Origin of the sequence: Streptomyces sp. P9-2B-2 (assembly GCF_030406865.1) — a bacterium.
GTDB lineage: Bacteria > Actinomycetota > Actinomycetes > Streptomycetales > Streptomycetaceae > Streptomyces > Streptomyces platensis.
The window spans coordinates 1,612,661-1,630,105 of sequence record NZ_CP129126.1 but is presented as its reverse complement, the minus strand read 5'-3'; the positions used below and the strand labels follow the sequence as shown (position 1 = coordinate 1,630,105).

The following is a 17,445-nucleotide window of genomic DNA, read 5'->3' as shown; positions in this document are numbered from 1 at the left end:
CTCAACTTCCTCAAGCCCCCTAGAACGGAATGCCGTTGCGCAGGACGGCCGGTGCGTTCAGCGTGACCGTGGCCGGCGAGTTGATGGCCGCCGCGGCGCCCGCGTTGACGGCGACCGCGCCGACCGCGCTGACGGAGACCGCGCCCACGGAGTTGACGGCCACCGCGCCGGCCGACTTGAGGCTGATGGCGCCGGTCGCGTTGATATCCGCCACGGCGCCTGCCATGACGCCGAACTTCGCGCCCGCTTTGATGTCGACCGCCCCGCCGGCGCTCATCGTCAGCGAGCCGCCCGCGATCAGCGACAGGTTGCCACCCGCCTTGATGCTCACATTCCGGGTCCCGGTGATGGAGACGGAACCATCGCTGCGGATGGTGACCGCGGTGCGCGTCTCGTCCATGTGGACGGTGAGCCTGCCGTTGCCGGTCTGGAGCCTGATGCCGCTCTTCATCCGGGACTTGGCGTCGACGAGCTCGACGGTGTGGCCGCTGCGCGAGGCGAGGGAGCGCCAGTTGATCCGGCCGCTGGTCGGATCCACCGGCTGGAGCCCGTCCGTGTTGGGCGTCGGCTTGTCGCGGCCGTTGTACAGCCCGGCGAGGACGTACGGATGCTCCAGCGAGCCCCGGTCGAAGGCGCACAGCACCTCGTCGCCGACCTCCGGCAGGATCAGCCCGCCGCCCCGTACCCCGCCCAGCTGCGCGACCCGGCACCAGTCGCTCTCGTAGGTGTCCGACAGCCAGGGGAAGCGCAGCCTGACCCGGCCCAGCTTCAGCGGGTCCTTGGCATTGCTGACCAGCGCCATGGCCACGCCCGGCATGGGCGGCGCGGCCTCCGCACCGCCGGACGCGAGCCCGTACAGCGAACGGAACTGCCGCCCGGAGACGTTCAGCCAGGTGGTGAACTGCCGCCCGGACTCGAAGACATGGCGGACCCCGGTCGCCGTGTACTTCCCCTCGAAGGGGAAACCCGCGCCCTTGAGCGCGACGGGCTGCCCCGGCTTCAGCTTCGGATTCCCGGTGACCGCCACCTCCAGCTCCGCGAAGGAGCCCGCCACATCGTCGGCAAGGGCACGCGCGGCATGGGTGACCTGGGCCTGGGTGGTGAACGGCGTGTCCGTGGCGGTCAGTTCGGCCTTCCCGAACGGCTTGCTGAGCGCCGAGGGGGCGATGTCCGCGACGATGTCCTTGCTCGACGTGGCCGGGGACTGGGCGGACAGCGCACGCTTGGCCCGCATGTCCCAGCCGCGCGCGCCCGCCTTGTCGACCTGCCCGGCGGCGGTGACCGCGATCCGGCTGTGCATCGCGTTGTGGCCGAACTCCAGGACGTACGGGCTCTGCGCGGCCGGTGTGCTGTCGGCCGGCGCGGACGACGCCGGGGTGAGCTTGCCGAACTGGAGCTTGCCCTGCGGGTCGAAGGAGAGATGGACGTCGTTCTCCTGGGCGAGCCGTGTCAGGAAGTCCCAGTCGGTGATATTGGGCTGGGTGGCCAGCTCATAGACGGTGCGGGTGGCCTCCACCTTGCCGAGGGAGAGCTTGTTGAGGCCGGCGAGACGGCGCACGATGTCGCTCGCGGTCATGTTGGGGTAGCCCGCGACCCGGCGATTGCGCAGCAGCCGGTGCCCCGGGTCGTAGCCCCGTACGACCAGGTACTTTCCGCTCGCGTCCGCGTCCACTTCGAGGGCGGTGACCTCGCCGGTCACCATGGGCGTGCCGCGCTGCCCGTCCGTGAAGGGCGACAGCACCGCCTTCGCACCGACCTTGATCTGCGGGAACGTCTTGAGGATGTCCGATCCCGAGTCGGTGAAGGTGAGCTCGAATGCGGACGGCACATTGACGCTCGCGTCCACCCAGCCCGCGATGAGCAGGGCGGCGAGCTTGTCGGGCAGCGGCGAGCCGCCGATCTCGGCATGCAGGACGCTGGTGTACGTCTTTTCACTCATCGGATGCTCTCGCTGCTCATCGGGCGGCCTCGCGGGTGGTGGGATGGCCGGTGGGACGGTGTTCCGAACGGCTTCCGGGCCGCTCTTCGGGCGGGTCTTCGTCGGCGGCGGGCAGCAGCAGCTCCGTGCCCGGCCGCAGCCGCATCGGGTCGTCGATCTCGTTCGCCTCCGCGATCAGCCGCCAGCGGGTGGCGTCCCCGTACTCCCGCCAGGCCAGCGAGGCGAGCGAATCACCCGCGACCGTGCGGTGGATACGGCGTGCGGAGAGCGCGCCGGAGGTGGGGTTCTGCCCCTTGGTGGGCATGGCCACCTCGGTCAGGGACAGCGTGCAGGTGGCGCGGATCGGTTCGCCGGTGGGGTTGAAGAGGGTGTACGTGGCGTTGACGCTCGTCACATACGCCACGAACTGCACCGTGTTGAACGACCCCCACGAAAACCGCACCCAAGGCGGTGAAGGGCGCTTGGAGTTGACGCTCTGCGCCGTCACCTCGCAGCAGGACAGCAGCAGTTCGATCTGCTTCTGCACCTTCCCGGAATTCGGGGTGCCCGACGCGTCCAGGAACACCTCCAGCTGGAGGGTGGCGGGCCGGGTGCCGGTGAACTTGGGCGGCGCGCCCCGCATATAGGCGACCGCGGCCTGGGTGTGCCACTCCGCCTCCCGCCCGAGCTGCAACTGGGTCGGATTGAACTGGAACTCCACCTCACCGATCCGCCCGCCGATGGAACCGCCGAGGTCGGTAGGGGGCTGATGGATCGCGAGGGCGGCCCGTACGAGGCTCGCGCCCGCCTTCCCGCCGGTCGGTGCGGCCACCTCAGGCACCTCCCGCGTCGGTGAACCCGTGGTGCGCGATCTCCAGCGTCTCGGTCGCCACCCCCGGGCTGGCCGGGTCCAGAGTCGGCCCCTGCCAGCGCACCGGCAGCACCTCCACCAGCCCCCACTGCGCGACGATCGAGCCGTCGGCACGCAGCGCGGCGATCTGCGCGGTGGGCCGGCTGATGCCGGTGGCGAGCGACGAGATCCAGGCGGCCACCCGGGAGGTGTCGGCGGTGAGCGGCCGGGTCAGACGGATCGTGGAGAACGTCACGCGGGTGGGCAACTGCCAGACGAAACCGTTGTTGCCGCCCTCCTGCCGCTGCTCCACCTCCACCTCGGAGGCCAGGCCGTCGCAGCCGTTGAACAGGCCGAGGTCCTGGCCGTCGATGGTCAGCTTGAAGAAGACGGTGGAACCGGGGTCCTTGGCCTGAGGCATGGTCGGTGGTTCTTTCGGGTGAGGTGGTGATGAGCGGGCTGGAGGGGGGTGCGGGTCGGGAGGGGGACGGAGACGGGGACAGGGGCGGGGACGGGCGCTGGCGTGGGTCAGCGGCCGTGGTCGCGCAGTCGGCCGATGCGCTCGCGGTCCCCGCGCAACTCGGCACGGAGCAGCCGCGAGAGCGGCGCCACCAGCCGCCGGGCGAGGGCGTCGAGGGCGGCGGGGTCGGTGGGGGTGGTGGGCTCGGTGGGGGTTGGGGCGGGCGTGGTGGAGGCGGTTGGGGCGGTCTGCGGGGTGGCTGATGTGGGGGAGTTGGGGGTGCGCTGGATGGGGCGGGAGGTTGCTGACGGGGTGGGGGCGGGGGAGGGGCCGTTAGGCGTGGCTCGTGGGGCCGGCTGTTGGCGTGTGGGTGGGGTGGGTGAGGTGAGCGTCTGGGGGGCCGGAGCTGGGGTTGGTGCCGGGGTTCCGGAAGCGATGGGTGCGCGCTGCACTACGGGCATGGCGGGGGCGCTGGGTGCGGTGCGGACCGTGTGGGACGGAGTGAGCGAGGGGCTCGGGGGCCGTGCCGGTCCGGGGGCCTGGGCCGGGGCACCGGGAGCGGTGGGCGCGGGCTGCACCATGGGCATGCCGAGGGCGGCGGGCGCGGTGCGGACCGTGCGCGAGGGGCTCGGTGCCCGTGTGGGTGTCGGCGCGGATACCGGCTTCTGTAGGGCGACGGCCGGGACAGCTGCCGCTCGCCGGGACGCCGGTCCCGCTGTGCCGACGGGGCTCACCGTGTTCTCCGGGCTCGCCGTGCTCGTCGTGCTGCGGAGGGGGATGGCGGACGGGGCCTGCACGCTGGAGCGCTGCACCGCGGCGGGGCTGGCGGCCTCCGTCCCGTGGCCGGTGGGCCGTTGCCGCGCACCTGGGTCCAGCGCACGTGCGGACGCGAGGGGCGCGCGACGGGCGACGGGGGGAGCGGCGGCGGGAGGGCGGGGGGCGCTGGTTGTCAGAGGTTGGCTCGTCGGCGCTTGGCGGCTCGCTGGTGCAGGGGAGTCCTGTGCGGGAGTTTTCGGCGTACGGGATTCCGGCGTGCGGGACTGCGGGGTACGGGGTTGCGGGGTACGGGCGTCCGGCGTGTGGGATTCCCGCGGGTGGGGCTGCGGCTGAGGGGATTCCGGGGTGTGGCTGTGTGGAGTACGGCTTTCCGGTGTGTGCGTCGTCGGCAACGGGGCTACGGGGGTGGGGCGTTCGAGAGCCTTCGCGGCGCGCTGCAACGGGGCCGGGGCCGGGGCCGTGGCTGGGGGCGTGGCCGGGGCCTTGGCAGGGGTCGGGTTCGGGGATGAGGTGGGCCCCGGGGTGGGGATTGGCGTTTGGCGCGAGGCCGGTGTCGGGATCGGTGATTGGGGCGGCGTCGCTTGGGGTGCCTGCGCCGATGCCGGTGTCGGCGTAGACGTAGGCGTCGGTGCAGTGCCCTCGCGAGGGAGCGCGGTGGACTCCGTAGGTGCGCCGATCAGTGGCTTGCGCTGGATCGCGGGTGGTGAGGGCTGGCCACGGTCCGGCGTGCGGCCGTCAGCGGCCGGAGACCGGGCCGGTCGCGCGTCTGCCGCAACGTCCTTGGCCGGGGTGTCGGTCTCCGCGCTCGGGAGCAGCGGAGCGCCAAGTCCCAGGCGCTGGCGGCCTGTTACCGCGGACTTCTGCGCGGGCCGCTGGGGGGCTTGCTTCGCCGCTCGCTGGACCGGCTGGCGAGTCCGGTCGCCGTCGCCCGCGGCCGGGCTCCTATCCGGGCTCGCGGCGGGGCTTGGCGCCGCGCTCGGGGCGGCGTGATCACTGGTCTCGGTGTTCGCGGGTGAGGGCGTGCTCTTGGGCGAGGACGTACGCGAAACCGGTCGCGGGTTCGTGGCCGGGCTCGCGCTTGGTGCGGTGCCTGGGGAGGGCGGGGTCGCGTCCTTACTGGGGGCCGGGCCGACACTCGGCGCGGCGTCCGTGGTCGGGGCGGTCTTCGGCGCGTTGCTCTGCTTCGGGTCGATCGGCTTGCGTGGGCCGAACGCCCGCCGCTGGACGACCCGGTGGGGGGTGTCAGGTCGTACAGCGGCGGGGGCCGGTGCCGCACCCTCGCTCGCCGGTTCGGCGGCAGCGGTGGGGGGCGAGGGGGGAGAGGCAGGGGGGGCCGCTTCCGGACCCGTGGTGGCCGCCGGCGCCGGTACTTCGGTGCGCTGCAACGGCGTATGGGTGGGGGAGGGGGCGGTGTCGCTGCTCGTCGACTGCGACGAGGTGGCCGGCCGCAGCCGGCGCGGCGGCATCGCGACCTTGCCGGCCGAGGTGAGCGGGGACCGCGCGCCGACGGCCTTCCGCACGGGCCGGGCTACCGGCAAGGCTGAAGGGAGGCCGGCCGACATCGCCCCACGCGATGCGGAGCGAGCGGCTTCACCTCCGCCGCCGTGCGCAGCCTCGCCGCCGTGCGCAGCCTGGCCACCGGGCACGGCCGTGGCACCAGGCGCGACCTCGGCACCGGGCGCGACCGTGCTGCCACCCCTGCGCGCCCCGCCATCACCACTGGATGACGGCTTGGCCACCGCCGACCTCTGCGCACTCCGCTGACCGCCCGACGGCACGGCAGACGGCGTGACGGACTGCGTGGCGGACGGCGTGACGGGCGGTGCGGTGGATGGAGTGACAGACGGCCCGGCGGACGGCCTGCCCGTCGAGGCGACCGGAAGCGTGCCCGGCGCGATGGCCGACGCTGCGTTCGCCGCGTTCGACGCCTTCGATGCGTCGTTCCGCGAAGTGGTCGCAGACGCGCTCCCGCCCCCCAAGGTCGGTTGACGAGGAGCGCGCGCGGCCTCCGCCGGGTTACGCGACGCACCCGGCGCCGCCGCCCGCTGTACGGCCGCCGCATCCCGGGTCTCCGCCGGGCCCGCATCCCGGATCACCGGACGTGCCGCATCCCGACTCTCGCTGGGCACCGCACCCCGGGTCTCCCCACGTGCCGCACCGCGCGTCTCCGCACCTGCGGCAGCCGAACTCTCCTCGCGTGCCGCACCTCGGGTCTCTCCACGTACGGCACCCGGCTTCCCCGCACCAGCGGCATCCAGCGTCCCGGTACGCGACGCGCCGGGCGCCGCCGCCCGCTGCACAGCTGCCGCATCCGGGCTGCCGATACGTGCCGCATCCGCGCTCCCGGTACGTGCCGCATCCCGGGCTTCGGTACGCGCCGCGCCCCGGCCTTCGGTACGCGCCGCACCCGGCGCGGCCGCCCGTTGCACGGCACCCCCACCCCGAGTCCCGGTACGTGCCGGATCCCGGGCCTCCGTACGTGCCGCAGCCCGAGTCTCCGCACGCGCGGCCCCCCAGGTCTCCGCACGCACTCCAGGCCCGCCCCGAGCCTCAAAACGCCCCCCGACGCCGAGCCCGGCCCCCTCGCTCCCGTCCGGAACCTCATCCCCCCGCCCCGCGACCGGAAGTCGCAGGACGGGGAGTCCGAGGTCGGCGGGGCGGCCGGTGACCGGCACCAGGGCATCGCGAAGGACGCCGGAGGGGGCCGTGGCGTGGACGTCATGCCCCAGTTCCCCTCCGAAGGAGGGGTTGCGGTGTGCGCTCAGCGACGCGGCGAAGCCGGGCTCCGCTACCGGGCGCGGCGTGCCCAGGACGCGCTGGATGGGCGGCACGGCGGACCAGCCGCCGGCGCCGCCACCGTCCGCGCCCCCGGCAGCGGCCTCCGCGGCCGCCCCGGCCTCAGGCCCTTGCGCAGGCTGCGAACCCTGGGCTTCCTGCGACTTCCGCCGCCACCTGAACAACCCCATCCTCCGTCACTGCTTCCCTTCAGCCCGCTCCACCAGGGCGGCGATCTGTGACACGTACGCGCGCCGGTCGGCGTGTTCGAGATCGAGGATGTCGTCGATGCCCCAGTGGAAGTGGTAGGCGAGATAGGCGACTTCCTCTTCGATACGCCCGGTCGCGTACGTCACGATTCCCCCAGGCGGCTCCCGGCCAGCTCCACTTCGAAGGACTCCTCGCAGTGCGGGCAGGACACCGCGGCGCGGGTATGCCCCTCCGCATTGATCTGCCGGTAGAAGTCCTGAAGAAAGGCCAGGTCGGAGGCGAACATGTTCTCCACCGTCCCGTCGTGCACGGAGGCGAGCGTGCCGAGCCGGGTGATGACCCGGCCCAGCAGCACGACCGACAGATATGCCGGGTTCTCGCGCACACGCACATCCCGCAGCGGGATCAGTTCATCCCGTGCCGTCGCGAGCCGCATCGCACCGTTTCGGTGCACGGTCCCGGACTCGTCCACGAATCCGCGTGGCAACTCGAACTCGAATTCCGTACGCAACGGCTCGCGTTGCTGTTGCGCCCCCGCCGGGCCCTCGCGCCGCATTACTCGATGACCAGCTCTTCGAAGACGATGGTGACCTGCTCGGTCAGCGCGGCGGCGTCGCCCGCCTTGACCCCGCTGGTCTCGACCTTGCTGCACCACGCGTTGCGCATGTTGTAACGCTTCACGGGGTTGTTCTGGTAGTCCATCATCATGATGGTGGCGTTCTTACGGGCCGAACCCATGTCGCCCGCGATGGACTTGTTGATCCACTCGCTGAAGGCGCCGCTCTGCGTCATACCGCGGGTCACGGTGCATTCGCCGGCCTTCTTCGTGCCGGGCATCTTCTTCACGACGGGCTTGCCGTCCGCCGAGACCTGCTGGTACTCGATGACGTCCTGCTCCATGGTCAGTCCGCTGACCTCCTGGAGGTATTCGACCATCACGCCGTCGATCTGGAGGCCGAAATTGTGTGAGGTGAGGGCATCACCGGGCTGAAGGGACAAGGTGGTTCACTCCTGTGGTGAGAAGAAAAGTGGTGACGGGGAGAGGGGATGAGGAAGAGGGCGGGCGCTGGGCCCGGAATCACTGAGCGTTTACTCCTCCAGCTCCCCGCCGCCGCCCGAGAACTGGGCCAGCCGGAAGACCACGAATTCGGCGGGCTTGACCGGCGCGATGCCGATCTCGCACACGACCCGGCCCAGGTCGACGGACTCGACGGGGTTGGTCTCCGCGTCACACTTCACATAGAACGCGTCCTCGGGGCGCTGCCCGAACAGGGCGCCCGAGCGCCACTCATTCACCAGGAACGCCGAGATGTTGCGCCGGATACGGGCCCACAGCGCCGCGTCGTTCGGCTCGAACACCACCCACTGGGTGCCGATGAGAATCGACTCCTCCAGGTAGTTGAAGTAGCGCCGCACGTTCAGGTAGCGCCAGGCCGGGTCGGAGGCCATGGTCCGCGCGCCCCACACCCGGATGCCGCGGCCGGGGAAGGCCCGGATGCAGTTCACACCGACCGGGTTGAGCAGATCCTGCTCACCGCGGGTGATCTGGAGCTCCAGGTCGACGGCCCCGCGGACGATCTCGTTGGCGGGGGCCTTGTGGACGCCGCGCTCGGAGTCGTTACGGGCCCACACACCGGCCATGTGGCCGGACGGCGGGATGATGCGGGTCTGGCCGTTGGCCGGGTCGAAGGCCTTGATCCACGGGTAGTAGAGCGCGGCGTAGCGGGAGTCGTAGCCCGCGACCTCCTGGCGCCACTTACGGATGTCGCGGGCGTTGAGCGCCGGCGGGGGGTCCAGGATCGCCATCCGGTCGCCCATCAGCTCGCAGTGCGCGACCAGGCCCAGCTGGACGGCCTTGACCTGCTCCAGGTCGATCAGGCCCTGCTGGTAGGCGGCCATCAGGTCGGGGACGGCGACCATGTTGACCTCGTCGAGCGCCTCCAGGCCGCCGAAGCCGGTGCGGTCGGCGGAGTCGCCGATGAACTGGCCGGAGGCGAGCCGCTCGACCGCGCCGTTCCCGGTGGGGGCGGGGGCGGCGGGTGCCGGGGTGGGCGGGGCCAGCGTGATCTGCTGAGCGTCCGGCTTCGTCAACTGCCCGGCCGGGACGGCCTCTTCGATGACAATCGTCTTGGAGCGCTGCTTCACCTGCGCGACGACATAGTTCCGCGCGCTCTTCTTCGCGCTGACGTCGAAGCTCTCGACGGCCTTGTCGCCGTCCTTGACGACCAGCTTGAAGCGGTCGGCGCTGCCCTCGCCCTCGACGTCCTGCACCTCGACGGTGAGCGCTCCGCCGTTGGCCGAACCGGCGGCGATCGCCGAGACCTTGAAGGAGCCGAGCGCGCTCGGCTCACCGGCGGTCAGCGCCCTGGGTGCCTCCGGGGCCGCGGCGGCCTGCTGCGCTCCGTCGTCGGTCCCGCCGACCCGTACGACATACGCGGCGGTGCCGCCGTTGTTGAAGAAGCCGTAGACGGAGTGCGCGAGGTAGTACCCGTCCGTGAACTCCCCGAAGGCGGCCACGTACTGGGACCAGTTCGTCACCAGGGTCGGCTCATTGAGCGGACCGGTGGGAGCGAGGCCGACAAAGGCCGCCACCGATGTCCCGACCCCTTCAATGGGCCGCGATCCGCTGGCGACTTCCTCGACATAGACGCCGGGGGACAGGTAGCTGGGCATGTTCTGTTACTCCCTGGATAGGCGAACCGGCCGGTTCGATTGCTTTTCGTGCGGTGTGCTGACGCTGAAGGAATGGCGGGCGATGAGGGTCAGGGCATCGCGTATTCGAAGGTGGCGGTGAAGGAGCTCATCGAGGTGGCTGCGATCTTGTCGCACCCCTTGTAGAACTCTTCCGCGTCGTTCGGATCGAAGTCGTTGGCGGAGACCAGCTGAGCGAGTGCCTGGTATTCGTTGATCGCCCGCTTCTTGAAGTCCCCGTCCTCCTGGTCCACGTCCGCATCGCGGTGGAACTGCGAGTCCTTGGAGCCGCCGGTGGCGGAGTTCCCCTTGGCCTTGGCGAAGATGGCATACCGGTTGAGGGCCTCGTGCAGCGTGCCGGCCTCGCCGGTGACGACCTGGTTGAAGGCGGCGATCGCCACGGTCGGGTTGGCGGCGGCCCGGCGGAATTCGGCGCCCTGGATGATGGCGACCACCTTCGTGCAGTATTTGCGGCCGTCTTCGCTCATGCCCTCGAAGTCATATTCCGGCTCGGTCAGGGCCCGGATGAAATGCTTGGCGAGTTCCTTGTCGGACAGGCCGCTGCTGTTCGCGGCGCGTGCGAAGAGTGCGTCGTACTCGCCTTCCTGGGGGCCGCCCAGGACGAAGTTTCCGGTATGGCCGATGGAGTAGGCGTTTCCGGTCGGCTTGTGCTTGAACGGGTTCACCATCTTCTGGCGATTGCGGAACCCGTCGAGATCCTGTTCCGTCCCGCGCAGCGAAAGCCGCCGGCGGACCTCGGCGAGGCGATGGATCTGCTCGGTCTCGGAGATCTTCGCTGCCGTGTGCTCCGGGTTCGACGCACCGGTCTTGATGGCGGTGGGAACCACCGGCGGAAGGTGTGCCGCCGCTGCCGCGCGGACCCGCTTCTCGGCGAAGTCCAGCAGATCCTCGTACGACCCGTACCGCCCGAGATCCTGTTCCTCGCCCGCCATCTTGACGAGTTCGTTCCGCACCTGGGTCTTGAAGTCGTCGTCCCACCGGGCATGGCGTGCCTTGCCCTTGGCGATCAGCGATTCGACGGGAAGGACATCGTCAGCGGTCTTGACGGTCTTGTTCGCGATCTTGAACGTCCGCTGTACGGGGTGATGCCCGCCCGTCGTGCCGTGGCCCGGCGCGGGTGCGGGGTCGGCCGTCCGCTGCACCTCCGCGGACAGCACCCGGCTCGCGTTGGCCTCCGCTTCCTTCTCGAACCGGTCGGAAGGGTCGCTCACCTTCGTGCCGTCACCGCGATCGGTGCCCGCGACCGGGCCGTTGCGCTGCTGGATGACGTGCGTCAGTTCGTGCGCGAGCATATGGCGGCCGGACGCGGAGGACGTGTTGTAGCGGCCGCGCTGGAAGACGATGTGCGAACCGGAGGTGTACGCGTGCGCCTGGACGGCCTCGGCCGACTCATGGGCGGAGGTGTCGGTGTGCACCCGCACGTCGGAGAAGTCCGCGCCCAGGCGGGTCTCCATATCGGCGCGGACCGGCTCGTCGAGGGGGCGGCCGGACGCACGAAGGACATCCTGGACGGCCGAGCGCTGCACGGCGGGGGGTGCGCCGTGTCCGCAGCCAGGGCCGTGCCGGTGCTGCTCCTGACCGGCCAGGGCGGCGGTGAATGCCGCGTTGCCCACGGCCCGTTGGAGGGCGGCGGCCGCCCCCGGGGTGAGCCGCTCCGCCTCGCCGGCCGCTGTCTGGCGGGCCGCGTCGGAAGCCGGGGAGGGCGTCGTACGGGCGGGGTGCGCCGCCCCCGGCCGTTCGCTCCCCGAGCCCGGCTGCCGATCCTGTGCCCGCACGTCGTTCCTCCCCCATGCCCTGCCGGCCACTGCTGGCCGTCTTTGCGCCCTACGCTTTCAACCCTGGCGGACGGGCGGCCCCGGCTGTAGAGACGAACGGGCGCCTTCGGGGGCAGAGCGCACTGCCCGTTCGGTCATGTGGGCGGCGCCGTCCGTGCTGCGTACGCCAGGTTCTGGCCGCGGATGGCGGTGTCGAAGGACTGGTCGGTCCCGGCCCGCCCGTACAGCGCGAAGTAGCCCAGGGACTTGCCGTGCTGAACCACGCTGGTGCGGTCGGCGGCGGCCTCGTACGTCAGGGTGTCGGAGCCGTCGCGCAGGATGACGGCGGCGAAGTGGTTCGCCCAGCCGTCCGGGGCCGCCCCGGTCAGATCGACGTAATGGTTCTCACCGACGGCGGGGGCGTCCCGCCGCACGCTGAGCCCGCCGTCCGCCGGCCTGCCGATGAGCTGGGCCGCCGCTGCCTGGCAGTCGTTCGGGAGCGTGATGAGCAGCTCGTGCACCTGGGCCTCCTGGTTCTCGACGGCGGGGAGGCCGGCGAGGAAGTCGGAGGTCAGACCGGGCATGAGGACGGCGAGGTCGGTCAGCCCGTCCCGGCCCGTGCGCTCCGGGTAGGGGAAGTGGGCGGCGACCCAGCCGCCGCCCATCGTGGCCACCGCCAGCTTCATGGCCTCGGCCCGCAGGCCGTCGACGGTGGAGCTGCGCGGTTCGGTCCGCGCCTGGCGGGCCGTCACGATGCGCTGGGTGAGGGCGACGAGCTGCCGGAGTTCCGGGGGGTCGGCCAGGGACCGCAGGTAGGCCGCGCGCTTGTCGTCGCGCTGGGCCCCGGTGTCCCCGCGTACCGGCTCGTGACCGGCCCCCTCCGGATTGCGGCCGGCGGCCCGTACGGCGGCCTCCGCCCTGGCCGTGTCTTTGTACACGGGCAGCACCCGGTACAGAGTGCGCTCACCGACCTGCACCGCCGCCCCGCGCTCCAGGGTGATCGGCACCCGGTCCTGGGAGTCGAGGCTGTGCGCGGCGGCGGTGATCATGTCTGCGTCGGCGTACGCCTCCTGCCGCCCCCGGAGGGCGATACCGCCCTGCGAGGAGACCTTGTCGAAGCCGTGCGCGGCCTCTCCCTCCGCGTACCGCTGCACCTGCTGTGGCTCTCTCGCCGGTTCCGGCGCCAGCGCGCGGGCGATCGCCGCGTTGCCCGCGGTCCTTTGGAGGGTGCGCAGCGCATCCGGCCCATGGGTGGACAGGGTCGATGCGGGGGTGCGGGGGCGCTCGGGTCCGCGGGTAGCGGTGCGTGGCGCCGATTCCCCTCCCGTGGCCCGCCGTTCGTGTGCGTGCACGAGGCTCCGTTCTGGCGGCCGGTGATTCGTTGGTCCGGGGTCCGTCCTGAGTGGCTCCGTGGCCCGACCCAGGTGGTCCCCCGCCGATTTTCGGCCGCAGCGCTGATCACCTCCAGAGGCGGAAGGGGAGCCGAACGGGCAGCGCGATTGCCCTGCCGGACACCGATGTGCACGGGAAACGCTGGTGAGCGGCGGCGAGAAGCCCTGGCGGCCGGAGAAAAAGGGACGAAGGGGCGTTGGGCCAATTTCAGACCTTTTCCTGGAATCAGTATTCGCATACTGGGCTACGTTTGGTACGGCCGGGACATCAGTGCTGGTCCAAAGGGGTGGCGTGGCAGGTCGACAGGGGCAGGGGAGCGAGCCGGCGGTGCACAGCGACGCGAATGAGCCGTTGGGCGCGGACCGGGCGGGCAGCCCGGACCGGGCCGGACGGCTGCGGTTTCAGGTGCTCGGCCCAGTACGGGCCTGGCGCGGAGACCGCCCGCTGCCGCTCGGCCCGCCACAGCAGCGCGCCGTACTGGCGATGCTGCTGCTGCACGCCGGCCGGCCGGTCGCCGTACCGCAGTTGGTGGACGCGCTGTGGGACGAGCGGCCGCCGCCGCGGGCGGTGGGCACCGTGCGGACGTACATATCCCGGCTGCGCGGCCTGTTGGAGCCGGAGCGGGCGCCCCGGCAGCACGCACAGCTGCTGCTGTCGTCGGGCGGCGGCTACGCCTTACGGGTTCCCGGCGAGGCGCTGGACGCGGCCCGCTTCGAGGAGTGCCTGGCCACGGCCCGCCGGTTGCGACGCGCGGGCGACACCGCGGGCGCGTACGAGCAGCTGAGGGGTGTGCTGGCGCTCCCGGAGGGGGTGGCGCTGGCCGGACTGCCCGGACCGTACGCCCAGCGGCAGCGCGACCGGCTCACCGAACTGTGCGTCACCGCCCAGGAGGAACTCTTCGACTGCGGGCTGGAGTTGGGCGGCCAGGCCGGTCCGCCGGGCGACTCGATCGCCGGGCTGCGGGCCTTCGCCGCCGAGCATCCACTACGGGAACGCACCCAGGCCCTGGTGGTGCTGGCCCTGCACCGCGCGGGCCGCCGGGCGGAGGCCCTCGGGGTCTACGCGGCCACCCGTCGCACCCTTGACGCGGAACTCGGCACGGGGCCGGGGGCCGAACTCCGGGCAGTGTATGGGGAGTTGCGGGAGGGGGGCGGGAGCTACGGGCGTGCCGGGCCTGGGACCGGGCGTCCGGGCACCGGGCCTGGGGCCGGTCGGGGGACCGGTCCGGGGCCCGGGCGTGCTTCCGGCCCCACCCCGAACGCCCCGCAGATCGCCCCGCCGTCACCCGTACCGGCTCAGCTCCCGCCCGACATCGCCGATTTCACCGGGCGTACGGCGGCCGTCGCCGACCTGGCCTCGGCGCTGCGCGGGGCGGCCGGTGGTCGGGCGCCGGTGGTGGCCACGCTCAGCGGGCTCGGCGGGGTCGGCAAGACCGCGCTGGCGCTGCATGTGGCGCATTCCGTACGGGCCTGCTTCCCCGACGGGCAGCTGTATGTGGACCTACAGGGCACCGGCCGGGCTCCGGCCGACAGCGGCGCCGTGCTGACGCACTTCCTGCGCGCGCTCGGCGTCGCGGCGAGCGCCGTACCGGACGGGCTGGAGCAGAAGTCCGCCCTGTACCGCTCGCTGATCGCCGACCGCCGGGTCCTCGTACTCCTCGACAACGCCCGCGACAGCGCACAGGTGCGGCCGCTGCTGCCCGGGGCGCCGGGATGCGCGGTGCTGGTCACCGGCCGTACGCGGACGCTGGCGCTGCCCGGGGCGGGCCGGGTCGACGTGGAGGTGCTGGACGAAGCGGAGGCGCTGGCGCTGCTCGGCGCGATCGTGGGGGCGGAGCGGGCGGCCGCCGAGCCGGAAGCCGCCCGCGAACTGGTCGCCGTCTGCGGCGGGTTGCCGCTCGCCGTACGCATCGCCGCCGCCCGCCTGGCGTCCCGGCCGGGCTGGACCCTGGCCGACCTCGTGGCCCGGCTGAGCGAGCGGCGGCGGCTGGACGAGCTGCGGGTGGGCGACCTGGGAGTGGAAGCGACCTTCCGGGCCGGCTACGAGGCGCTCGGCCCCGGCCTCGCCCACGCCTTCCGGGCCCTCGCCCTGGGCAGCCTGCCGACGTTCTGCCGGGCCGCCGCGGCCGCGCTGCTGGACACCACCGACGACGCGGCGGAGGCGGCGGTCGAGGCGCTCGTCGATGCCGGGCTGGTGGAGGCGCACGGCGAGGACCGCTACCGCTATCACGACCTGGTCGGACTGTTTGCCCGGCGGCTCGGCGAGCGCCACGAGAGCCCCGCCGAGCGGGCGGCGGCGCAGCACCGCTGCTTCGACCATGTGCGGGCCACCGTCCTGACCGCGGCGCGGCTGATCAGGCCACACGGCGCCCCGCCGGATCTGCTCCGCCGCCCCGGCCGCCCCGGCCGTGCGCTCGCCGATGCCGACGCCGCCCGCGAGTGGCTGCACACCGCGCACCCGCGGCTGTACGCGGCCGTCGAGCGGGTCCTGGACGCGACCCCCGGCCTGCTGGGCCCCGCCGTGGACCTCCTCACCGCATGGTCGTATGCGCTCGGGACCACCGCGCGCCACCGCGCGCTCGAACCGCTGATCCGCCGCGCCGTGGACCGCGCCCGGCGGCACGGCGACGACAGGGCCGCGGCGCGTGCCCGGCGCCTGCTCCGGGCCCCGCGGTCCGGCATCGGGACGTCCGGCATCGGGGCGTATGGCACCGGGACGTACGGCCGGGCGGTGCGCGCGCTCCCCGAGAGCCTGCGGCCGGTCCCTGAGCCCCTGCTCAGTGCCAAGGACGCACATGAACTTGCCCTCGTGCTCGCGGCGAGGGGCCGGGAGCGCACCGGGCCTCCGCGCCGGTCGGCGGTCTCCCGTCGGCAGCCACAGCGGCGATGCCATCGTGCGCAGCACCCGTGCACGGAGGCGCTGACCTGGGCCCGACGCGATTGCGGCGAACCGGGCGGGGGCGGCCGAGCGGGGTCTGCCCGCGACCGGGTGGTGCCGGGCCCCGGCGACTCCGACCGGGGCCCGCCCCGCACCGTTCCCGGCACGAGCGGGGCCGGCACGGCGCTGCGCGGCCGAGGTGGCGAATGGCGCACGGCGACCGGACCTCCCAGGGGTGGCCGGCGGGGCACGTTGCGGTGCAAGGAGCCGTAAGGACATCCGACTCTGCCCCCGGCTCTGCCCTTCCGCACGCTGACCCGGACCCGGCGCAGCCGGTTGACTGCACTGGTGAGTATGTGGACGTCACTGGAACCGGCTTCGACCACCGTCGACCCCGGGTCCGTCGCGAGGGTAAGGCTGCGGGTACGCAACACGGGCGACACCGTGGAGGAGTACCGGCTGCGGCCGGCCGGCGACGCAGCGGGCTGGACACGGGTGGAGCCGGATGTACTGCGGCTGTATCCCGGCGCCGAGGGCACGGCGCAGGTCGAGTTCGCGCCTCCGCGTACGCCGGACGCCGTGGCGGGGCCGACGCCGTTCGGCATCCGTGTCGAGCCGACGGAGCACCCGGAGATCCGTGATGTCGTCGAGGGACAGGTCACGGTGGGGCCGTTCTCCGAACTCCGCTGCGAACTGGTGCCGTTGACCGTACGCGGCCGGTGGCGCGCCAAGGCGTCGGTCGCCGTCGACAACCTCGGCAACCAGCCGCTGACGGTGTCCCTGTCCGGCCGCGAGAACGGTGACGCCCTCACCGTCGAACCCGAGCCGACCTCGGTCCAGGTCGCGCCGGGCCGGGCGGCCTTCACGCGGCTCAACATCCGGCCGGGCACGGTGAGTTGGGTCGGCGGGGTCAACAAGCACCCGTTCACCGTCTCCGTGCAGCGCGCGGGAGTCCCGGAGCCGACCGAGCTGCACGGCAGCTACCTCCAGCCGTCCGTGCTGCCGCGCTGGGCGATGGCGCTGCTGTCGCTGCTGCTCGTGGCGGTGATCGCGTTCGTGGCCCTGTGGATCCGGTCGGTGCCCAAGCTGACGTCGAGCGCGCGGGAGAAGGCCGGCGCGACCCACAAGATCCCGCCGAAGGAGGACAAGCCGTCCGCGCCGGCGCCGCCCAAGCCGCCGGAGGAGAAGCCCGAGGAGAAGCCGCCGGAGGAGAAGCCCGAGGAGCCCGCCGGCGGCGAGGAGCCGAAGGACGAGGGACCGGCGGAGCAGACCATCCGGTCCGGCGGCGACGCCGGCTGGTACCTCCAGGCCAACGGGGGCAGCCAGGCCGACGGCACCCAGGTCGGCCAGAGCCCCCAGTGGACGGCTGACCAGTTCGGCCGCAACCAGTGGTGGATCATTCACCACTACCCCGAGGACAACTCCGTCGCCCTGGAGTCGGCCAGCTCCCCGGGCAGCATCGCCCAGCTGAAGCCGAACACCAACCAGGTCGAGCTCTGGGCGGCCGACCAGGAGCAGCTGAAGTCGGGCCAGCTGCCGCCCCACCAGAAGTGGCGGTTGACGGACACGGACGACGGCCACACCCGCATCGTCAATGTGAACAACGGGGAATGCCTGACCGATCTACAGAATGACAAGGGCTCGCTGTCCTGGAAGTGCGCCGACGGGCCCAACGAGCGGCAGGACTGGACGCTCGGCGAAGGGCCGTGACACCGGACGG

Annotated in this window: 13 protein-coding genes; 3 read left to right on the top strand and 10 right to left on the bottom strand. The window is 72.6% G+C overall.

The genetic code is table 11. The features are described from left to right. Window positions 1-19: 19 nt before the first annotated feature. The 4 genes from QT196_RS06960 to QT196_RS06945 form a co-directional block, all read right to left on the bottom strand. Complete coding sequence (locus QT196_RS06960) at window positions 20-1,939, bottom strand: VgrG-related protein (protein ID WP_168478110.1); 1,920 nt, start codon at window positions 1,937-1,939, stop codon at window positions 20-22. Between the two features lie 16 nt (window positions 1,940-1,955). After that, a complete protein-coding gene (locus QT196_RS06955; protein ID WP_248001059.1) occupies window positions 1,956-2,750 on the bottom strand; it encodes a LysM peptidoglycan-binding domain-containing protein in 795 nt (264 codons plus the stop codon). 1 nt (window position 2,751) lies between these two features. Next, window positions 2,752-3,189, bottom strand: coding sequence for a phage tail protein (locus tag QT196_RS06950; protein ID WP_168478108.1), 438 nt, complete (start codon window positions 3,187-3,189; stop codon window positions 2,752-2,754). Window positions 3,190-3,296: 107 nt separating this feature from the next. Further along, window positions 3,297-3,689 carry a hypothetical protein gene (locus QT196_RS06945; protein ID WP_290354561.1) on the bottom strand — a complete coding sequence of 131 codons (393 nt, stop codon included), beginning with the start codon at window positions 3,687-3,689 and terminating at the stop codon, window positions 3,297-3,299. A 2,104-nt stretch (window positions 3,690-5,793) separates the two neighbouring features. Between QT196_RS06945 and QT196_RS06940 the strand changes: the two genes are divergently transcribed. After that, complete coding sequence (locus QT196_RS06940) at window positions 5,794-5,994, top strand: hypothetical protein (protein ID WP_290354560.1); 201 nt, start codon at window positions 5,794-5,796, stop codon at window positions 5,992-5,994. A gap of 983 nt (window positions 5,995-6,977) precedes the next feature. On the opposite strand, the gene QT196_RS06935 is transcribed toward QT196_RS06940, so the two are convergent. From QT196_RS06935 to QT196_RS06910, 6 genes are all read right to left on the bottom strand, one after another. Continuing rightward, a complete protein-coding gene (locus QT196_RS06935; RefSeq protein WP_085927347.1) occupies window positions 6,978-7,136 on the bottom strand; it encodes a DUF6760 family protein in 159 nt (52 codons plus the stop codon). Further along, window positions 7,133-7,546, bottom strand: a complete 414-nt coding sequence (locus QT196_RS06930) for a hypothetical protein (protein WP_085927346.1) — start codon at window positions 7,544-7,546, stop codon at window positions 7,133-7,135. Before QT196_RS06930 ends, QT196_RS06935 begins: the two co-directional genes overlap by 4 nt. Continuing rightward, on the bottom strand, window positions 7,546-7,989 hold the full coding sequence (locus QT196_RS06925; protein WP_018087540.1) for a phage tail protein: 444 nt from the start codon (window positions 7,987-7,989) through the stop codon (window positions 7,546-7,548). The genes QT196_RS06930 and QT196_RS06925 overlap by 1 nt, the downstream gene beginning before the upstream one ends. Before the next feature lie 90 nt (window positions 7,990-8,079). Next, complete coding sequence (locus QT196_RS06920; RefSeq protein WP_168478106.1) at window positions 8,080-9,663, bottom strand: phage tail sheath subtilisin-like domain-containing protein; 1,584 nt, start codon at window positions 9,661-9,663, stop codon at window positions 8,080-8,082. An 89-nt stretch (window positions 9,664-9,752) separates the two neighbouring features. Then, a complete protein-coding gene (locus QT196_RS06915; protein ID WP_290356618.1) occupies window positions 9,753-11,315 on the bottom strand; it encodes a DUF4157 domain-containing protein in 1,563 nt (520 codons plus the stop codon). A 296-nt stretch (window positions 11,316-11,611) separates the two neighbouring features. Beyond that, window positions 11,612-12,808, bottom strand: a complete 1,197-nt coding sequence (locus tag QT196_RS06910; protein WP_168478104.1) for a hypothetical protein — start codon at window positions 12,806-12,808, stop codon at window positions 11,612-11,614. A gap of 331 nt (window positions 12,809-13,139) precedes the next feature. Here QT196_RS06910 and QT196_RS06905 point away from each other — a divergent pair, with 331 nt between their 5' ends. Both QT196_RS06905 and QT196_RS06900 read left to right on the top strand, forming a co-directional pair. Further along, window positions 13,140-15,998 carry a BTAD domain-containing putative transcriptional regulator gene (locus QT196_RS06905; RefSeq protein WP_290354558.1) on the top strand — a complete coding sequence of 953 codons (2,859 nt, stop codon included), beginning with the start codon at window positions 13,140-13,142 and terminating at the stop codon, window positions 15,996-15,998. Between the two features lie 81 nt (window positions 15,999-16,079). Beyond that, on the top strand, window positions 16,080-17,435 hold the full coding sequence (locus QT196_RS06900) for an RICIN domain-containing protein (RefSeq protein WP_323139175.1): 1,356 nt from the start codon (window positions 16,080-16,082) through the stop codon (window positions 17,433-17,435). Window positions 17,436-17,445 lie beyond the last annotated feature (10 nt).